At 70.3% G+C, this 17,188-nt stretch carries 17 protein-coding genes; 10 read left to right on the forward strand and 7 right to left on the reverse strand.

Annotation, left to right across the window (positions count from 1 at the left end):
- Positions 1-41 precede the first annotated feature (41 nt).
- The 5 genes from dnaK to ACFYWQ_RS25885 all read left to right on the forward strand — a co-directional run bounded on the left by dnaK (position 42) and on the right by ACFYWQ_RS25885 (position 5,066).
- On the forward strand, positions 42-1,889 hold the full coding sequence (gene dnaK, locus ACFYWQ_RS25865; protein WP_389519252.1) for a molecular chaperone DnaK: 1,848 nt from the start codon (positions 42-44) through the stop codon (positions 1,887-1,889).
- Positions 1,886-2,539 (forward strand): nucleotide exchange factor GrpE, encoded by a 654-nt coding sequence (gene grpE / locus ACFYWQ_RS25870; RefSeq protein WP_389519254.1) that lies wholly within the window; start codon positions 1,886-1,888, stop codon positions 2,537-2,539. The genes dnaK and grpE overlap by 4 nt, the downstream gene beginning before the upstream one ends.
- A 33-nt stretch (positions 2,540-2,572) precedes the next feature.
- Complete coding sequence (gene dnaJ / locus ACFYWQ_RS25875; protein WP_389519256.1) at positions 2,573-3,745, forward strand: molecular chaperone DnaJ; 1,173 nt, start codon at positions 2,573-2,575, stop codon at positions 3,743-3,745.
- Positions 3,746-3,750: 5 nt separating this feature from the next.
- Positions 3,751-4,197 carry a heat shock protein transcriptional repressor HspR gene (locus ACFYWQ_RS25880; protein WP_389519258.1) on the forward strand — a complete coding sequence of 149 codons (447 nt, stop codon included), beginning with the start codon at positions 3,751-3,753 and terminating at the stop codon, positions 4,195-4,197.
- Between the two features lie 209 nt (positions 4,198-4,406).
- Positions 4,407-5,066 (forward strand): Uma2 family endonuclease, encoded by a 660-nt coding sequence (locus ACFYWQ_RS25885; RefSeq protein WP_389519259.1) that lies wholly within the window; start codon positions 4,407-4,409, stop codon positions 5,064-5,066.
- A 36-nt stretch (positions 5,067-5,102) separates the two neighbouring features.
- On the opposite strand, the gene ACFYWQ_RS25890 is transcribed toward ACFYWQ_RS25885, so the two are convergent.
- The 4 genes from ACFYWQ_RS25890 to ACFYWQ_RS25905 all read right to left on the reverse strand — a co-directional run bounded on the left by ACFYWQ_RS25890 (position 5,103) and on the right by ACFYWQ_RS25905 (position 8,745).
- A complete protein-coding gene (locus tag ACFYWQ_RS25890; RefSeq protein WP_389519261.1) occupies positions 5,103-6,818 on the reverse strand; it encodes a fibronectin type III domain-containing protein in 1,716 nt (571 codons plus the stop codon).
- A 128-nt stretch (positions 6,819-6,946) separates the two neighbouring features.
- Positions 6,947-7,591, reverse strand: a complete 645-nt coding sequence (locus ACFYWQ_RS25895) for a hypothetical protein (protein ID WP_389519263.1) — start codon at positions 7,589-7,591, stop codon at positions 6,947-6,949.
- A 58-nt stretch (positions 7,592-7,649) separates the two neighbouring features.
- Positions 7,650-7,853: a DUF397 domain-containing protein gene (locus tag ACFYWQ_RS25900; RefSeq protein WP_389519264.1), complete on the reverse strand. Its 204-nt coding sequence runs from the start codon at positions 7,851-7,853 to the stop codon at positions 7,650-7,652.
- 10 nt (positions 7,854-7,863) lie between these two features.
- A complete protein-coding gene (locus tag ACFYWQ_RS25905) occupies positions 7,864-8,745 on the reverse strand; it encodes a helix-turn-helix domain-containing protein (protein ID WP_389519265.1) in 882 nt (293 codons plus the stop codon).
- Positions 8,746-8,906: 161 nt separating this feature from the next.
- On the opposite strand from ACFYWQ_RS25905, the gene ACFYWQ_RS25910 reads away from it, so the two are divergent.
- Positions 8,907-9,344: an ATP-binding protein gene (locus ACFYWQ_RS25910; protein WP_389519267.1), complete on the forward strand. Its 438-nt coding sequence runs from the start codon at positions 8,907-8,909 to the stop codon at positions 9,342-9,344.
- A gap of 32 nt (positions 9,345-9,376) precedes the next feature.
- Here ACFYWQ_RS25910 and ACFYWQ_RS25915 read toward each other — a convergent pair whose 3' ends face one another.
- On the reverse strand, positions 9,377-11,113 hold the full coding sequence (locus ACFYWQ_RS25915; protein ID WP_389519269.1) for a fibronectin type III domain-containing protein: 1,737 nt from the start codon (positions 11,111-11,113) through the stop codon (positions 9,377-9,379).
- 314 nt (positions 11,114-11,427) lie between these two features.
- On the opposite strand from ACFYWQ_RS25915, the gene ACFYWQ_RS25920 reads away from it, so the two are divergent.
- Positions 11,428-12,540: a sugar ABC transporter substrate-binding protein gene (locus ACFYWQ_RS25920; protein ID WP_389519270.1), complete on the forward strand. Its 1,113-nt coding sequence runs from the start codon at positions 11,428-11,430 to the stop codon at positions 12,538-12,540.
- Positions 12,541-12,868: 328 nt separating this feature from the next.
- Complete coding sequence (locus tag ACFYWQ_RS25925; RefSeq protein WP_389519272.1) at positions 12,869-13,906, forward strand: LuxR C-terminal-related transcriptional regulator; 1,038 nt, start codon at positions 12,869-12,871, stop codon at positions 13,904-13,906.
- Here ACFYWQ_RS25925 and ACFYWQ_RS25930 read toward each other — a convergent pair.
- Both ACFYWQ_RS25930 and ACFYWQ_RS25935 read right to left on the reverse strand, forming a co-directional pair.
- Positions 13,869-14,852: a LuxR C-terminal-related transcriptional regulator gene (locus ACFYWQ_RS25930; protein WP_389519274.1), complete on the reverse strand. Its 984-nt coding sequence runs from the start codon at positions 14,850-14,852 to the stop codon at positions 13,869-13,871. The genes ACFYWQ_RS25925 and ACFYWQ_RS25930 overlap by 38 nt on opposite strands.
- Positions 14,853-15,328: 476 nt before the next feature.
- Positions 15,329-16,342, reverse strand: coding sequence for a helix-turn-helix transcriptional regulator (locus ACFYWQ_RS25935; RefSeq protein ID WP_389519275.1), 1,014 nt, complete (start codon positions 16,340-16,342; stop codon positions 15,329-15,331).
- An 86-nt stretch (positions 16,343-16,428) separates the two neighbouring features.
- On the opposite strand from ACFYWQ_RS25935, the gene ACFYWQ_RS25940 reads away from it, so the two are divergent.
- Both ACFYWQ_RS25940 and ACFYWQ_RS25945 read left to right on the forward strand, forming a co-directional pair.
- Positions 16,429-16,632 carry a hypothetical protein gene (locus ACFYWQ_RS25940; RefSeq protein ID WP_389519277.1) on the forward strand — a complete coding sequence of 68 codons (204 nt, stop codon included), beginning with the start codon at positions 16,429-16,431 and terminating at the stop codon, positions 16,630-16,632.
- Between the two features lie 5 nt (positions 16,633-16,637).
- Positions 16,638-16,976 (forward strand): hypothetical protein, encoded by a 339-nt coding sequence (locus ACFYWQ_RS25945; RefSeq protein WP_389519278.1) that lies wholly within the window; start codon positions 16,638-16,640, stop codon positions 16,974-16,976.
- The last annotated feature ends 212 nt before the right edge of the window (positions 16,977-17,188 follow it).

Raw genomic sequence — 17,188 nt, forward strand, 5'->3', positions numbered from 1 at the left:
CTTGAGTCCGTTCCACTCAAGTCAGCTGGAGGAAGATCACCATGGCACGTGCGGTCGGCATCGACCTGGGCACGACTAACTCCGTCGTCAGCGTTCTGGAGGGCGGCGAGCCCACCGTCATCACCAACGCCGAGGGTGCCCGGACCACGCCGTCCGTCGTCGCCTTCGCCAAGAACGGCGAGGTGCTGGTCGGCGAGGTCGCCAAGCGCCAGGCGGTCACCAACGTGGACCGGACCATCCGCTCCGTGAAGCGTCACATGGGCACGGACTGGAAGATCGAGCTCGACGGCAAGAGCTTCAACCCGCAGCAGATGAGCGCCTTCATCCTGCAGAAGCTGAAGCGCGACGCCGAGGCGTACCTGGGCGAGAAGGTGGCCGACGCGGTCATCACCGTCCCGGCGTACTTCAACGACTCCGAGCGCCAGGCGACGAAGGAGGCCGGTGAGATCGCCGGTCTCAACGTCCTGCGCATCGTCAACGAGCCCACCGCGGCCGCGCTCGCCTACGGCCTCGACAAGGACGACCAGACGATCCTCGTCTTCGACCTCGGTGGCGGCACCTTCGACGTGTCCCTCCTGGAGATCGGCGACGGCGTCGTCGAGGTGAAGGCCACCAACGGTGACAACCACCTCGGTGGTGACGACTGGGACCAGCGCGTCGTCGACTACCTGGTCAAGCAGTTCCAGTCCGGCCACGGCGTGGACCTGTCCAAGGACAAGATGGCGCTCCAGCGTCTGCGCGAGGCCGCCGAGAAGGCGAAGATCGAGCTGTCCTCGTCCACCGAGACCTCGATCAACCTGCCGTACATCACGGCGTCCGCCGAGGGCCCGCTGCACCTGGACGAGAAGCTCACCCGCGCCCAGTTCCAGCAGCTGACCGCGGACCTCCTCGAGCGCTGCAAGACCCCGTTCTTCAACGTCATGAAGGACGCCGGCGTCTCCATCAACGAGATCGACCACGTCGTCCTCGTCGGTGGCTCCACCCGTATGCCCGCCGTCGCCGAGCTCGTCAAGGAGCTGACCGGCGGCAAGGAGGCCAACAAGGGCGTGAACCCGGACGAGGTCGTCGCCATCGGCGCCTCGCTCCAGGCCGGTGTCCTCAAGGGTGAGGTCAAGGACGTCCTGCTCCTCGACGTGACCCCGCTGTCCCTCGGTATCGAGACCAAGGGCGGCATCATGACCAAGCTCATCGAGCGCAACACCACGATCCCGACCAAGCGGTCCGAGATCTTCACCACGGCCGATGACAACCAGCCGTCCGTGCAGATCCAGGTCTACCAGGGCGAGCGCGAGATCGCGGCGTACAACAAGAAGCTCGGTATGTTCGAGCTGACCGGTCTGCCGCCGGCGCCGCGCGGCGTCCCGCAGATCGAGGTCTCCTTCGACATCGACGCCAACGGCATCATGCACGTGACCGCGAAGGACCTGGGCACGGGCAAGGAGCAGAAGATGACCGTCACCGGCGGCTCCTCGCTGCCGAAGGACGAGGTCGACCGCATGCGCCAGGAGGCCGAGCAGTACGCGGAGGAGGACCACCGCCGCCGCGAGGCCGCCGAGGCCCGCAACCAGGGCGAGCAGCTCGTCTACCAGACCGAGAAGTTCCTCAAGGACAACGAGGACAAGGTCCCCGGCGAGATCAAGACCGAGGTCGAGGAAGCCCTCTCCGAGCTGAAGGAAAAGCTCAAGGGCGAGGACACCGCCGAGATCCGCACCGCCACCGAGAAGGTCGCGGCCGTCTCGCAGAAGCTCGGCCAGGCCATGTACGCCGACGCCCAGGCCGGCCAGGCCGCGGGCGGCCCGGAGGGCGCCACCGCCGGCGGTGCCAAGGCCGACGACGACGTCGTGGACGCCGAGATCGTGGACGACGAGCGCAAGGACGGTGCCGCGTGACGGAGGAGACCCCGGGCTTCGAGGAGAAGCCCGACGTCCCCTCCGGCGCCACCTCCGACGACGCCGAGCCGAAGGCCGCTCCCTCCGACGAGGGGGCGGCCCCGGCCGGGGACGCGAACCAGACGGCCGGGCTGGTCGCCCAGCTGGACCAGGTGCGCACCGCGCTCGGCGAGCGCACCGCGGACCTCCAGCGGCTCCAGGCCGAGTACCAGAACTACCGCCGCCGGGTCGAGCGCGACCGGATCGCGGTCAAGGAGATCGCCGTCGCGAACCTCCTGACCGAGCTCCTGCCCGTGCTCGACGACATCGGCCGCGCGCGGGAACACGGCGAACTGGTCGGCGGCTTCAAGTCCGTCGGCGAGTCCCTGGAGACCGTCGCGGCGAAGATGGGCCTCCAGCAGTTCGGCAAGGAGGGCGAGCCCTTCGACCCGACGATCCACGAGGCCCTGATGCACAGCTACGCGCCGGACGTCACCGAGACGACGTGCGTGGCGATCCTCCAGCCCGGGTACCGGTTCGGCGAGCGCACCATCCGTCCCGCCCGGGTGGCCGTGGCCGAACCCCAGCCGGGGGCCCAGACGGTCAAGCCGGCCGAGGAGAACGAGACGGCGGCCGACGACAAGGAGAGCGGTGGCCCGGACGAGGGCTGAGCTTGAACCGACGCGAGAGGAGGGACGTCGAGGATGAGCACCAAGGACTTCATCGAGAAGGACTACTACAAGGTCCTCGGCGTCCCCAAGGACGCCACCGAGGCCGAGATCAAGAAGGCGTACCGGAAGCTCGCCCGCGAGTACCACCCGGACGCCAACAAGGGGAACGTCAAGGCCGAGGAGCGCTTCAAGGAGATCTCCGAGGCGAACGACATCCTCGGCGACCCCAAGAAGCGCAAGGAGTACGACGAGGCGCGCGCCCTCTTCGGCAGCGGCGGCTTCCGCCCCGGTCCGGGCGCGGGCGGCGGCTCCTTCAACTTCGACCTGGGCGACCTCTTCGGGGGCGCCCAGGGCGGGAACGCCGGCGGTTTCGGCGGCGGGATCGGTGACGTCTTCGGGGGCCTGTTCAACCGCGGCGGCGCCACGGGTACCCGCGCCCAGCCCCGGCGCGGCCAGGACATCGACACCGAGGTCACCCTCAGCTTCACCGAGGCGATCGAGGGCGCGACGGTCCCGCTGCGGATGACCGCACAGTCACCGTGCAAGGCCTGTTCCGGCACCGGCGACAAGAACGGCACCCCCCGGGTGTGCCCGACCTGCGTCGGCACCGGGCAGGTGGCGCGCGGCTCGGGCGGCGGCTTCTCCCTCACCGACCCCTGCCCCGACTGCAAGGGGCGCGGCCTGATCGCCGAGCACCCCTGCGCGGAGTGCAGCGGCAGCGGGCGGGCCAAGTCCTCCCGCACCATGCAGGTCCGCATCCCCGCGGGCGTCACCGACGGGCAGCGGATCCGGCTGCGCGGCAAGGGCGCCCCCGGTGAGCGCGGCGGCCCGGCCGGCGACCTGTACGTCGTCGTCCACGTCGACCCGCACCCGGTCTTCGGCCGCAAGGACGACCACCTCACCGTCACCGTGCCCGTCACCTTCACGGAGGCGGCCCTGGGCGGCGAGGTCAGGGTGCCCACGCTCGGCGGCCCGGCCCTGACGCTGAAGCTGCCGCCCGGCACACCCAACGGGCGCACCATGCGCGCCCGGGGCAAGGGCGCGGTCCGCAAGGACGGAACCCGCGGCGACCTGCTGGTCACCGTCGAGGTGAGTGTTCCCAAGGACCTGTCGGGGAAGGCTCGTGACGCGTTGGAGGCGTATCGCGAGGCCACCGCGGGTGAGGACCCGCGGGCGGAGCTGTTCGAGGCCGCGAAGGGAGCTTGAGGGTGATGGACGGCCGTCGACGTAACCCGTATGAACTGACCGAGGAGACCCCGGTCTACGTCATCTCGGTGGCGGCCCAGCTCTCCGGCCTCCATCCGCAGACACTGCGCCAGTACGACCGCCTCGGCCTGGTCTCCCCGGACCGTACGGCCGGGCGGGGCCGACGCTACTCGGCCCGTGACATCGAACTGCTGCGCACCGTGCAGCAGTTGTCGCAGGACGAGGGCATCAACCTGGCCGGCATCAAGCGGATCATCGAACTGGAGAACCAGGTCGCCGCCCTCCAGGCCCGGATGGCCGAGCTCCAGTCCGCGCTGGACGGCGCCGCGGCGGCCATGCAGCAGCGGGAGGCGGCGGTCCACGCCTCCTACCGGCGCGACCTGGTGCCGTACCAGGAGGTGCAGCAGACCAGCGCGCTGGTGGTGTGGCGGCCGAAGAAGGCCAAGGACTGACGGCGACGCGTCGACCCGTGTGAAGGGGCCCGGAGGACGAACCTCCGGGCCCCTTCGCGCTCGTCGCACGCGGACGAAACCGTTCCGCTCTCGCTCGAACGGGTGAACAGGTGGCATGTGGGCCGGTCGGAGGCACGGCCGTTCCTACGGTGATCGCGTTGCTTGTGCCGTGTGCACCCCCGGCCCACACTTGAGGAGGTGATGCAGCCATGACCGCTCTTGCGCACGAGAGGCCCGACACCATGACCGAGACCAGGACCCCGTCCGTGCCTCTGCCGGAGAACGGCCCCGATCTGGACGAGGTCCTGTGGCAGGCATGGAAGGCCATGGAACTCCCCGAGGGCTACCGCGCTGAGATCATTGAGGGAGCCATCGAGGTGTCGCCCACCGGCCGCTACTCGCACAGTCAGATCATCTTCCTGCTGAGGGAAGCCCTGGGAGATCACTTGCGGGGCGGGGATTTCGCCGTCCGCAACGACACGAACGTCATCCACGAAGGCTCGGCGTGGGTGCCGGATCTGTTCGTCGTCGCGCGGGACCCGGAGCGTTACGTGACCGATGACGGTCTGGGCCTCACCGCCGCCGGAGTGCGGGCCGTCTTCGAAGTCACCTCGCCCGGCAAGCGCAGCCTCGAACGGGACCGTGTGAGGAAGCGCCGTGAGTACGCCCGGGCCGGCATCCCCGTGTACGTCCTCGTCGACGACTACGACGGCCAGGGCGCCGTCACCCTGTTCACCGGACCCCGCCCCGACGAGGCGGACTGGGAGGACGTCCACCGCGTTCCGTACGGCACCGAGGTCACCGTGCCCGAAGGCCCCGCCAAGGGCTTTGTGATCGGTGAGGCGATCACGGGCCCGAAGCGGGGCTGAGGCGGATCGGACGGCGGATCGGACGCGTGGCGTGCGCTACGGCGCGGTGACCGCCGCGCCTCCGGCCGGCAGGGACTCGGTGCCGTCGGCGGCGACCGCGGTCACCCAGTAGTAGTGGGTGGTTCCGGTCCGCGCGGTCAGGTCTTCATAGGCCTGCTCGCCGTTGGCGACGTCGGCGAGCTTGTCGTACGTGGAGGTCTCCGGGTTCCAGCGGTAGACCCGGTAGCCGCCCGCTGCCTCGGGGGAGGACGCGTCGAGGCCGGTCCAGTCCAGCCAGACCTCGCCGTCCCAGCCCGGCCACACCACGGACAGCTCCAGGGGCGAGCCGTCGGGAGTCGGGACGCTCGGTGTCATGTCCAGCTCGGTCGCGGTCACGATCTGCGCCTCGCCGGTCCACCGGAACGCGGAGTTCCCGGCATCGTCGACGGCGTCCACGATGAAGCAGGACTCCTCACCGTCGGGAAGGACGGTGTACGCGTACGAGGTGGTGCCGGCCGGTACGGAGTAGCCCGCGGAGAGGGAGCACACCCGCTCATCGCCCTCGTCGCCCAGGAGCTCGCCCCGGCGGACCGTGTAACTCGCCAGGTCCGCGGTCGGGTTGGCGTCCCAGGTCACCTGGAAGCCGTACTCGGTCGGGGTGACGGTCACCCCGGTGACCGCGGACGGGGGCGTGAGGTCCCGGCGCTTGCCGCTCGCGGCGGCGGACCGCGCGGACTCGTTGCCCGCCGTGTCCAGCGCGGTGACGCGGTAGTGGTACGTGGCGTCCTCGGCGGCGGTGGTGTCCAGGTACGAGGCCTGGTCCGTGCCGGTGCCGATCCGGGTGTACGTGCCGTCGGCGCTCGCCGCGCGGTACACGCCGTACGACGTCGCTCCCGTGACCTGACTCCAGTTGATCCGCAGGCCCCCGGACTCGCTGTTGACGTACAGCCCGGCGGGCACGCCCGGGGCGGTCCGGTCCACGGTCGTGACGGTCTTGTCCGCCGTGCCCGCCGACTCGTTGCCCGCCTTGTCGTAGGCGCGCAGCTCATAGGCGTAGGCCGCGCCGGTCACCGGGAGGGTGGTGTCGGTGTACGTGGTGGAGGCGGTGGCCGCCAGCCTGGTCCAGGTCGCGCTCTCGGCGGGCCGCCGGTAGACCCGGTACCCCGCGAGGTCCATCTCCTTGTTCGCCGCCCAGGTGAGCTTCGCCCGGCCGGCCGCGGTGTCGTAGGCGGCGGCGAGGCCCGTCGGGGTCAACGGCTTGACCTTGTCGACGGTGGCGGTGGTGCGGGGCGCGTACGTGAAGCCGACGTTGGCGCTGCCTGTCCAGTTCACGTAGTCGACGCGGAGGGTGTGCTTCCCGGCGGACAGGGTCAGGTTGACGGTCTTCGTCACCGTCGTCGACCCGTTCTTCCAGATGTCGACCTTGCGGACACCGTCGACGTAGACGCGGAGACCGTCCTGGACGGCGGCGGTGAAGGCGAAGGGCCCGCCGGAGCCGAAGTCGCGGGTCACCGTCCAGCGGACGCCGAAGTTGTTCGACGGGACGCCGGAGGCCGGGGCCTTGGCACCCCAGTTCTCGCTGATCGCGGCGTCGCATCCGGTCTGCTTCGGCGTACCGGAGAACGTGGTGTTGGCGAAGATCTGCCGCTGGTAGACGGGCGCGGTGCAGGTCGTGGCGGCGGAGGCGGGCGCGGTGGTGACGGCGAGCAGGCCGCCCGCGGTGACGAGCACGACCGTGGCAGCGGCGGCGGTCGTGCGTCTTGCTCGGTTCATGCAGTCCTTCGGTCCGTTTCGGCGACGGCGGTCATCGGCCGTCGCCGGGACGGACTGTTCAGGAGGGTGCAAGGTTGTACGGCGGCTGCCTGAGGTGCTGGAGGGGGGCGGGGAGGGGGCGGGTGGGCTCAGGACTCCCAGTAGTCGCTCAGCACGCAGCCGTCGACGAGGGCCGACTCCGTCCGGTAGTCGCTCGGCGGGGCGAAGTCCTCGTCGCAGGTGAAGAAGGCGAGTTCGGAGTGCGACAGGGCCTCCACCTGGTCGTCGCCGACCGGGACGACCACGATGTTCTCCCCGACGGCGAACTCGTCGCCACTGGCCTTGGCCTGGGTCTCGAACTTCGTCATGTCCGACACCGTCAACAGGGCTATGGGGTAGGTGAAGTCCTTGCACACGGCGCGGTCCGTGATCCCCCAGGCGGGGTCCGCCGCCTCCTCCGTGCCCCAGGCGGTGGCCGATCCGTCGTGCCCGGCGTCGTAGGCGTCGCCCGTCTCGACCTCCTTGCACGAGGTGTACAGGTCGACGTACCGCGCGAGGGCGGTGGTGTCCGTCGCCTCGGGGAGCGCGCCGTCGAAACCCTGCTCGGTGGTGCCGGCGCCCGACACGCTGCCGGTGGCCGGCTCCGTCGTACGGGCCCAGCTCGGCGCGGTGGTCGCCCCTGTGGTGTCGGCGGCGGCGCTGTCGTCGTCCTCGCATCCCGTCACCGCCGTCAACGCGACCAGTGTGATGCCGACCGTGAGTGCCCGCCTGATGCCCATGGTGTCCCCGGTCAACGCGTGAAGATCGCCTTGACCGTACACGGGCATCCCGGCGCGTCCCTCCGGTCGTTGTTCAGGAGGGTGCAAGGTTGTACGGGGGCTGGCGGAGGTGCTGGAGGAGGGCGGCGAGGGGGGTGGGGGTGGTGGCCAGGACCGTGTCCGGGGCGTCGCTCTCGCGGAGGCGGATTCCGCCGTCGGCGGTGGGGGCGAGGTAGAGACACTCTCCTTGCGGGCCGCCGCTGAACGACGACTTCTGCCAGGTGAGGTGCTCAGACATCCGGGCCTCCTCAAAGGGTGTAGAGCAGGTGCTGGATGAGAGCCAGCGAGTCCTTCACGGAGTGTGCTTCCGGGGCCAACGATACGTCGACGGGGGCGAGGGCGTACTCGGCGAGACTCTCGAACAGCGTCCCGTACTGGACCTGGCTGGCGCGGTCTCCCAAGTACTGCATGCTGCCGAACTGTTCGAGCACCACTGTGCCCAGTTCGGCGACGGCGGGGACGACGTGGACGAAGCTGCTGGAGAGAGCCGGGTGAGCCCGCGAGGTGAAGGGATAGATCTGCACGGTGACATTGGGCAGCCGAGCCAGCTCGATCAGACGCAGCAGTTGACCGCGCAGCACCTCGGTGCCGCCGAATCGCATGTGCAGAGCGGATTCGTGGATCACGGCGTGCACGGCGGGCGGGTCGTCGCGGGTGAGCACGCGCTGTCGCTCCATGCGGAACTTCAGTGCCTCTTCGATCCGTTCGAAGCCCAGGCCCGGGGTGGCGAAGAGAGCCCGCGCGTAGTCCACGGTCTGGAAGAGACCCGGGATGAGCAACGGCTGGTGCACCCGTAGCGCAACGGCGCCTTCTTCCAGCTCCGCCATGTTCAGCGGGCCCTGCTCCATCGGCTTCTTGTAGGCGGTCCACCAACCCTTGCCGGTGGCCTCGGACATGGCGACAAGGGCGTTGACGTAGGTCTCATCTTTGCATGCGTAGAGACGGCAGAGTTGGCGGAGCCGCTCCGTCAGGATCGTGGTCTTCGCGGTCTCGATCTGGCTCAGCTGGGCCCGGCCCATACCGATCCGCTCGGCGGCCTCACCAGCACTCAAACCTGCTTTTTCGCGCAGGTGTTTGAGTTCGAAACCGAGTCGCCGCTGACGTTCGGTGATGGTGGTGCGCAGTCCCACGGTTCACTCCTAGTCCGGTCGTCAAAGTCTCTCCCTGTCGGGTGAGTTCGTCCACCGATCTAGGTAGATAGCTTGAAAATTGTAAACCTCTATCTCTACCGTGAGTGTGGAACCGGTCACTCACCGGAATCGCTCCCCTGTGCCGTGAAGGAGCCGCCCTCATGAACCCAGCCCGCAGTGCCGCCCATCGGCCCACCCAACTCCTCTGGGAGTACAGCCTGTTCGCCCCCGCGGACGTGACCTCGCCCCGCGTCTGCCGGGACTTCGTCCGCGCCGTCCTCTTCACCCACGACCGCGAGCCCCTCGTCACCCCGGCCGCCCTGTGCACCTCGGAACTCGTCACGAACGTGCACCTGCACACCAAGGGCACGGCCATGCTCCGGCTCCGCCTCACTCCGGCGCGGCTGCGCGTCAGCGTCTTCGACGAGAGCCCGGACCCGCCGGTGGTCGGGTACCCGGCGGCCGGGGCCGTGGCCTGCTGGGGGAGGGGGCTCGCGCTCGTCGAGGAGATGGCGGATGTGTGGGGGGTCGCCGAGGAGCGGGCGGGGAGGTACGCGAAGGGGGTGTGGTTCGAACTGGGGCCCGCGACAACGGCGTGAGCGCCGGGTGCGGGCCCCGTGATGCCCGTGGGCTACGGCGCGGTCGACACGGCCCCGGCCGCCGGGAGGGACTCGGTGCCGTCGGCGGCGACGGCGGTCACCCAGTAGTGGTGGGTGGTGCCGCGTTCTGCGGTGAGGTCGTCGTAGTAGCGGTCGGCGGCCGCAGTGTCGGCCAGCTTCTCGTACGCGGAGGTCTCCGGGTTCCAGCGGTAGACGCGGTACCCGCCGGCCGCCTCGGGGGAGGACTCGTCGAGGCCGGTCCAGTCCAGCCAGACCAGGCCGTTCGACTCCGCCCACACGCTCAGTTCCAGCGGTGAGCCCGCGGGCGTCGGAACGCTCGGCGTGAGGTCGAGTTCGGTCGCGACCTGGCCGGCGGCCTCGCCGTTCGCACGGAAGACGGAGTTGTAGTAGTCGTCGACGACGTCCACGACCAGGCAGGCCGTCTCACCGTCCGGGACGGTGGTGTACGCGAAGGAGGTGGCGTCGGGCTGGTCGTCCACCCAGGCGACCGCCTTGTAGGAGGTGCAGGACTCGCCCTCCCCGTCGGCCTGGAGTTGCCCCCGGTAGACCGTGTAGTGGTCCACGTCGGTCGCCGGGCTGGGGTCCCAGGTCAGCTGGAAGCCGTACTCGGTGGGGGTGGCGGTCAGCCCGGTCAGGGCGGGCGGCGGGGTGAGGTCACCGCGCGATGCCTTGACCGCTGCGGACTGCGCGGATTCATTGCCGGCCGAGTCCAGCGCCGACACGCGGTAGTAGAAGGAGGCCCGCTCGGCGATCGTCCTGTCCACGTAGTAACTGCCCTTCGTGGTGCCCACGAGGGTGAACGCGCCGCCGGGTTCCGTCGCCCGGTACACCCGGTACGAGGCCGCGTCCTCAACCACGTCCCAGCCGGTGTAGGCACCTTCCGCCAAGAGGGAGCCGTCGATCCGCGTGATCGCGGCCGGTGCCGTCCGGTCGACGGTTACGACCTCCTGGTCGAGGCTGCCGCCCGACTCGTTGCCCGCCTTGTCGTAGGCGCGGATCTCGTAGTAGTAGAGGTGGCCGTCCGTCGGCGGGGTGTCGGTGTACGAGGTCGCCGTCGTCGACGTCAGCCGAGTCCAGCCGCCGTACTCCATGTTGCGGTAGACCCGGTACCCGGCGAGGTCCATCTCCTTGTTCTTCGCCCAGGTGAGCTTCATCTTGCCGGTCGTCTTGTCGTAGGCCGACGAGAAGCCGGTCACGACCAGGGGCTTCACCTTGTCCACCGACGCCGAAGTGCGCGGCGCGTAGGCGAACTTGACGTTCGCCTTGCCCGTCCAGTTGACGTAGTCGATGCGGAGGGTGTGCTTGCCGTGCGGGATGGCGATGTTCAGCGTCTTGGAGACCGTCGACGAGACGTTCTTCCAGAGGCTGATCTTGCGGACGCCGTCGACGTACACCCGGATGCCGTCCTGGGCGGTGGCGGTGAAGGTGAACGGGCCGCCGGAGCCGAAGTCGCGGGTGACCGTCCAGCGGACGCCGAAGTTGTTGGACGGGACGCCGGAGGCCGGGGCCTTGGTGCCCCAGTTCTCGTTGACCGCGGCGTCGCAGGCGGTCTTCTTCGGGGTGCCGGAGAAGGTGGTGTTCGAGAAGATCTGCCGCTTGTAGACGGGGGAGGCGCAGGTGGTCGCCGCGGCGGCGGGGGTGGCGGTGGCGGTGGTGACGAGGCCGCCGGTCAGGGCGAGCACGACGGCGGTCGCGCGCCTGGTTAAGACCCCGCGGGCGGGGCGGTTCATGCGGTTCATGCGGTTCATGCGATGCGTCGGATCCTCTGTTCGACGAAGGACGGCAGGTCGGCCGTCCAGTGATCGACTCGCCAGGGGTCGCCGTGGTTGTGCGGTTCCTCGGGGTTTCCTGAGACGCCGTCGAGTGAAGGGCCCGTAAAGGGTGTTTGGAGGGGAGTTCGCCTCGTCTCCATGTGTCTTCACGCGCTAAGCGGAGGGTGATGTTGCTACTTCGTTAAGTAGTACCGCTTGACGTCGGTGGTTGCCGACGCGTTGGCTTTTGAAGCACCTGGGTCAACATGCCGAACCCATGTCCGGAAAACGCACCTGAAGTGAGCCCCCTAATGCGCCGTCGTATCGCCATGGCCGTGGCCGCCTCCACGCTGTCCCTCTCGCTCGCCGGATGCGGGATGCTGAGCGCCACAGAGGACGCCGCCGACGCGACGCCGACCAAGGGTGACGACATGGTCATCGGCATGCTGATGCCGGAGAAGACGAACACCCGGTACGAGGAGTTCGACTACCCCATCCTCAAGGAGAAGGTCGCCTCCCTCACCAACGACAAGGGCAAGGTCGAGTACGCCAACGCGGCCGCCGACGCGGACACCCAGGTGACCCAGATGCAGCGGATGATCGACGACCAGGTCGACCTCATCCTGCTGGACGCCGTCGACGCGGAGTCCATCGCGGACACCGTGCAGAAGGCCAAGGACGCGGGCATCCCGGTCATCGCCTACGACCGCCTGGCCGAGGGCCCGATCGACGCGTACGTCTCCTTCGACAACGAGCTGGTCGGCGAGGTGCAGGGCCGCAGCCTCCTGGAGGCGCTCGGCACGGCCGACACCTCCGACCAGATCGTCATGATGAACGGCTCGCCGACCGACCCGAACGCCGCGCAGTTCAAGGCCGGCGCGCTGAGCGAGCTCCAGGACCAGGTGACGATCGCCGAGTCCTACGACACCAAGGACTGGAGCCCGGAGGTCGCCCAGTCCCAGATGACCGAGGCGATCGAGAAGATCGGCGCGGACAACCTCGCGGCCGTCTACTCCGCGAACGACGCCATGGCCGGCGGCATCCTCAAGGCGCTGGAGGCCGCGGGCGTCAGCGACTCCGACCTGCCGCCGATCACCGGCCAGGACGCGGAACTGTCGGCGGTGCAGCGGATCGTCAGCGGCCAGCAGTACATGAGCGTGTACAAGCCCTACCCGGAGATGGCGGAGGCCGCCGCGGAGATGGCCGTCGCCAAGGTGCGGGGCCGGGAGATCCAGTTCGACTCCCTCACCCGTGACACGGTCGACAGTGCCACCGACAAGGACATCCCGGCCCAGCTGGTCACCGTGGTCGCGCTGACGAAGTCCAACATCGAGAGCACGGTCGTCGCGGACGGCATCTACGACGTGTCCGACATCTGCACCGCCAAGTACGAGGCCGCCTGCGCGGCCATCAAGCTCAACTGACGCCGACGGCACGGCGGAAGGGAGGGGGGCACGCGCATCGCGTGCCCCCCTTCCGCGTGCCCCGGAGCGCCGGCGGCGCCCGCGTTCCGCCGCCCGCCCCTCACCGCCCGCGTTCCGCCGCTCCCCGCCCCGAAACCCGGGCGGAACGGGCGGGCACGAAACTTCTGACACCCCCAACTTGTTGCAGTGCGAACGGCGGAGGCCGGGAGATACCCGTATGTACCGGGGTATTCCAGCGGACCGGGCGGTCCGAGCCGTGTTGCGGTGCCGGTCCGGGCCGCGCATAGTTGCGCTGCGGAAGTGGCCGACAGCGGGGGTGGGATGGGCGATGGCCGGGCACGGGACGGAGGAGCATCCTCACGGTGCTGACCGACTGTGCGAGGCCGGGGATCGCGTGTATTCCCGGGCCGTACGGCGGGGCCGTGTGCCGCGCCGGGACGCCGAGCCGGTGCCCTGTCTGCTGGAGCTCGCCCTGCTCCACCCGGACCCCGACGACATGGACTGGCTGGTGCCGACCTCCCCGCAGGAGGTCATGACCCGGCTGCTGCGCGGACTGTACGACGAGGTCAGCGCGAGCCAGCGGCGGATGGGCTCGGCGGTGGCCGCCTTCGAGTGGTACGCGGGCCTGGGCGGACCGGCGCCGGCCCCGGTGGCCGGGGAGGGCGCGGCGATCCGCGTCCTGGACGGTGCCTCCCGCATCCAGGCGGCCCTGGACCAGGCGACGGACGCGTGTACGACCGAGGTGCTGACGGTCCAGCCCGGCGGCATCCGGCGCGAGCACGAGCTGTCCGAGGGCCTGCACCGGGCGCTGGCGCTGCGCGGGCGGGGCGTGCGCATGCGGGACCTGTACAACCATGTGGCCCGGCACGGCCAGGGCCTGCTCAACTACCTGGAACTGATGGGCGACACGGTCGAGGCGCGGACCCTGGACGAGGTCGTCGACCGGCTGATGCTCTTCGACCGGACGGTCGCCTTCATCCCCGCCAACGCCGACCGCACGATGGCGCTGGAGCTGCGCCACCCGGCCCTGATCGCCTACCTGGTCACCGTCTTCGAACGCCTCTGGCGGCTGGCGATCCCGCTGACCGCGCCGCTGCCCGACACCCGGATCGAGGGCATCTCGCACCGGGAGCAGTCCATCGCGGCCCTGCTCGCGGAGGGGCACCAGGACGCGGTGATCGCGGAGCGGCTGGGCATCAGCGTCCGCACCTGCCGGGCGCACATCGCCCGTCTGTCGGAGACGCTGGGCGCGGCGAGCCGTACCCAGCTGGGCGTGCGGATCGCGCAGGTGGGCCTGGACGGGCACCTGCCCGAGGTGGCCGCGCCGGTCATCGTTCCCGGTCGAGGATCCCCGACCGTCCGATGAGGTAGCCGAGCTGGGCGCGGCTCTCACTGCCGAGGGTGGCGGCCAGTTTCGCGATGTGGACGCGCGCGGTGCGGACGTTCATGCCGAGGCGGTCGGCGATGACGGTGTCGGTGTGGCCCTCGACGAGGAGGGCGGCGATCGCGCGCTGGCGGGGGGTGACGCCGTTGAGACTGGGCTGCCGGACGGCCTCCGGGTACATCGGTGTCGCGAGCCGCCAGAGGCGGTCGAAGACGGTGGCGAAGTAGTCGATCAGGGCGGGGTGGCGGACCTCCAGGGCGAGGGTGCGGTCCCTGCTGGCGGGGAGGAAGGCGACCGTGCGGTCGACGACGAGGAGACGCTCGGTGATCTCGTCGAGGGTGCGGGCCTCCACGTCGCCCCGCAGCCGTTCGTAGCGCGCCTGGACCGTGGGGATGTGCCGGGTGGTGTGCTGGTAGAGCGTGCGGATACGGCCGCCGCGGTCGAGGAAGGCCTGGTCGCGGTCGAGGGCCTCGGCGTGCACCTCGGGCGGCGGGCCCACGTGGCTCGCGTGCGGCTGGATGGCCAGCACCTCGCCGGTGGCCCGCGTCATGGTGCGCGTGAGGACCTGGTTGATCCGGCCGAGCCCGCTGATCAGGACGAGTTCGGCGGGGTCCGCCGGGTCGGCGCCGGGTACGGCGAGCGCGAGGAGCGGTGCGAACGCCTCGGCGAGCCGGGTCTCCTGCCGGCGCCGGCGGGCTATGTCCTCGGCGACGGCGCGCAGCAGGCGGGGCAGGGCGACGGCCGGGGCCAGCGGGTGCAGCCGGTGCGGGTCGCCGGGGCCGGGCCGCAGGAGCCCGGCGTCGACCAGACAGGGGTACTGCTCCGCCTCGTGCGCCGGGACGCCGCCCGACCGCAGGGCGCGCGCGTAGAGCTCCAGGGCCGCCTCGCAGGGCCCGTCCGGACCGTGGTCGTGCGCTGCCGCAGTCACGCGTGACTCTCTCCTCGGGTGTGCGGTGCTCCCGGTTCGGCGTGCGGGGTGGTGGCGGGGGTGGCGCGGCCGGCCCGGGGGTCGGTCGGGCCGGGGCCGGGGGCCGGCCGGGCCGGTGGGGTTGGTGGGGAGCACCGTGGGCTGGTGGGGGGGAGCGGGGGTGGGGGCCGATGGGCTGGCGGTGTGGGGAGTGGGGTGGGGGCCGATGGGCTGGTGGGGGCGGTGGGACCGCCAGGGCCGGCGGGTCCCGTGCGACGGGTAGGGCGATGCTGCCCGGGCGGGTGGTGCGGGATGCCCGTGGGGGTCGTGCGGGTCGGCCGGGCGGGTGGTGCGGGATGCCCGTGGGGGTCGTGCGGGTCGGCCGGAGGGGTGGGGCGGGACGGCCGTAGGGGTCGGGTGGGACGGCCCGGAGGGGTGGGGTGCCATGCCCGGAGGGGTGGGGCGGGCATGGCGGTCCGGGCGTCCCGGCGGGTGGGTCAGTGCTCCCGGTCGAGGATTCCCGACTGGGCGATGAGGAAGCCGAGCTGGGCGCGGCTGCCGCTGCCCAGGGCGGTGGCGAGCTTGGCGATGTGGGCCCGGCAGGTGCGGACGTTCATCCCCAGCCTGCGGGCGATGGCCTCGTCGACGTGCCCCTCGACGAGGAGCTTGGCGATGGAGTGCTGGATGTCGGTGATGCCGTCCGGATCGGTCTCGTACGGTGTCCCGGCCCTGAGGGGCACCGCGCGGCCCCACATGAACTCGAAGACCTTGGTGAGGTAGCTGACGAGGCCGGGGTGGCGCAGTTCGAGGGCGACCTGCCGGTCGTCGCGGATGGGGATGAAGGCGACGGCCTCGTCGCAGATGATCAGGCGCTCGACGAGTTCGTCGATGGTGCGGTACTCGACCTTGCCGTCGGTGAACTGGTCGACGTAGGCCAGCCGGTCGGGGCTGTAGCGGGCCGTGTGCTGGTAGAGGGTGCGGATGCGCACGCCGCGCTCGATCAGCGGTCTGTCGCGCTCCAGGGCCTCCAGGAGCCGGTTCTCGGGGCTGCGGCGGCCGCTGGGCTGCACGGTGAGCATCTCGGTGCGGCACTGCGAGGTGGCGAGGTCGAGCGCCGCGTTGATCCGGTCGAGGCCCTCCAGCACGGTGATCGAGTGGGTGGGGGCGGTCTCCTGGGCGCTGAGGGCCATGAAGGGTTCGAAGACGTCGGTGAGCGCGATCGACAGCCGCCGGCTCTCGGTGATCTCGCGCTCGAGGGGGTGCAGCCGCTGGGCCAGGGCGATGGACGGGGGGACCGGCCGCAGCCAGTTGGCGTCGTCGGGGTCGGGGTGGAGGAGGGCGAACTCCATCAGGCAGGGAGCGGGTTCGACGTCGGCACGGAGGATGCGGCCGGTGCGCAGGGCGTTCGCGTAGAGACGGCTTCCCTCCTCACACAGCTCGGTCACCGCATGGGGATGTGCCGCCTTAATCCCATTTGTTGCCAAATCTCCACCCCCCAGGGTCCTGAACATGCAGGAACATGATGCACCGATCGTGTGGCCATGACGTGCCTGAATGAGCCATCGTCTTACTCGACGGGGGAAGAGGGGACCTTCAAGTGAGGACGAAGCCGACTATGCGTAAGAGAATGCTTCGCTCGGTGCTTGTCGCCGCCTTCTCCGCCGTTGTGGCCGTCGGAACGCTGGCCGGCCTCTCCGAAGCGAAGAGCGACGCGCACAAGACGGGTGGTGCTCAGACCGTGATCGCCGCGGTCGCCAGTGAGGACACGCAGGTCGTCCCCCTTGACAGCAGGTGGGACTGATCACGATGACCACACCACCCGACGATCGTTCGTTCCGCCGCGAGATGGCCACCGCCTACCGCTCCGGCTGGCACTTCATCGACCTGGTCACCGCCATCCCCCACAGCGGCGACTCGTTGATGGTGACCGTGTTCGGAGAGCCGGTGGTCGTGACGCGGGACGACGACGACGACGTACGGGCCTTCCGGTGCCTGCGGCGGCCCCGGGGCGCGCCGCAGCCCGTCCGGTGTGCCATCCGGTACGGAATGATCTTCGTGAACCTCGATCAGCGTGACCACCAGCTGGCGGAGCCGGTGAGCCCCGCCGTCCCGAGGACCATCTCAGCCACCCCCCGCAGTGCCTGACGCGATTCCCCCGTCGTAACAGATCGCCTCAGGCGCTTCCCCCCGCAGCGGCGTCACCGTGACCTGAACACGGTGACGCCGCTGCAGTTTGCGGTGACATGTCGGGGTACGGAATCCCCGCGCGGTGGCCGAAAAGCGGTGGGTGTGGAACTGGTCACCCTCGGTGCCGACCGGTGCTGACCGGGCGGTCGGCCCGCCTTTCCGTCCGCTCC

The organism is Streptomyces sp. NPDC003247 (assembly GCF_042888135.1).
Lineage (GTDB): Bacteria > Actinomycetota > Actinomycetes > Streptomycetales > Streptomycetaceae > Streptomyces.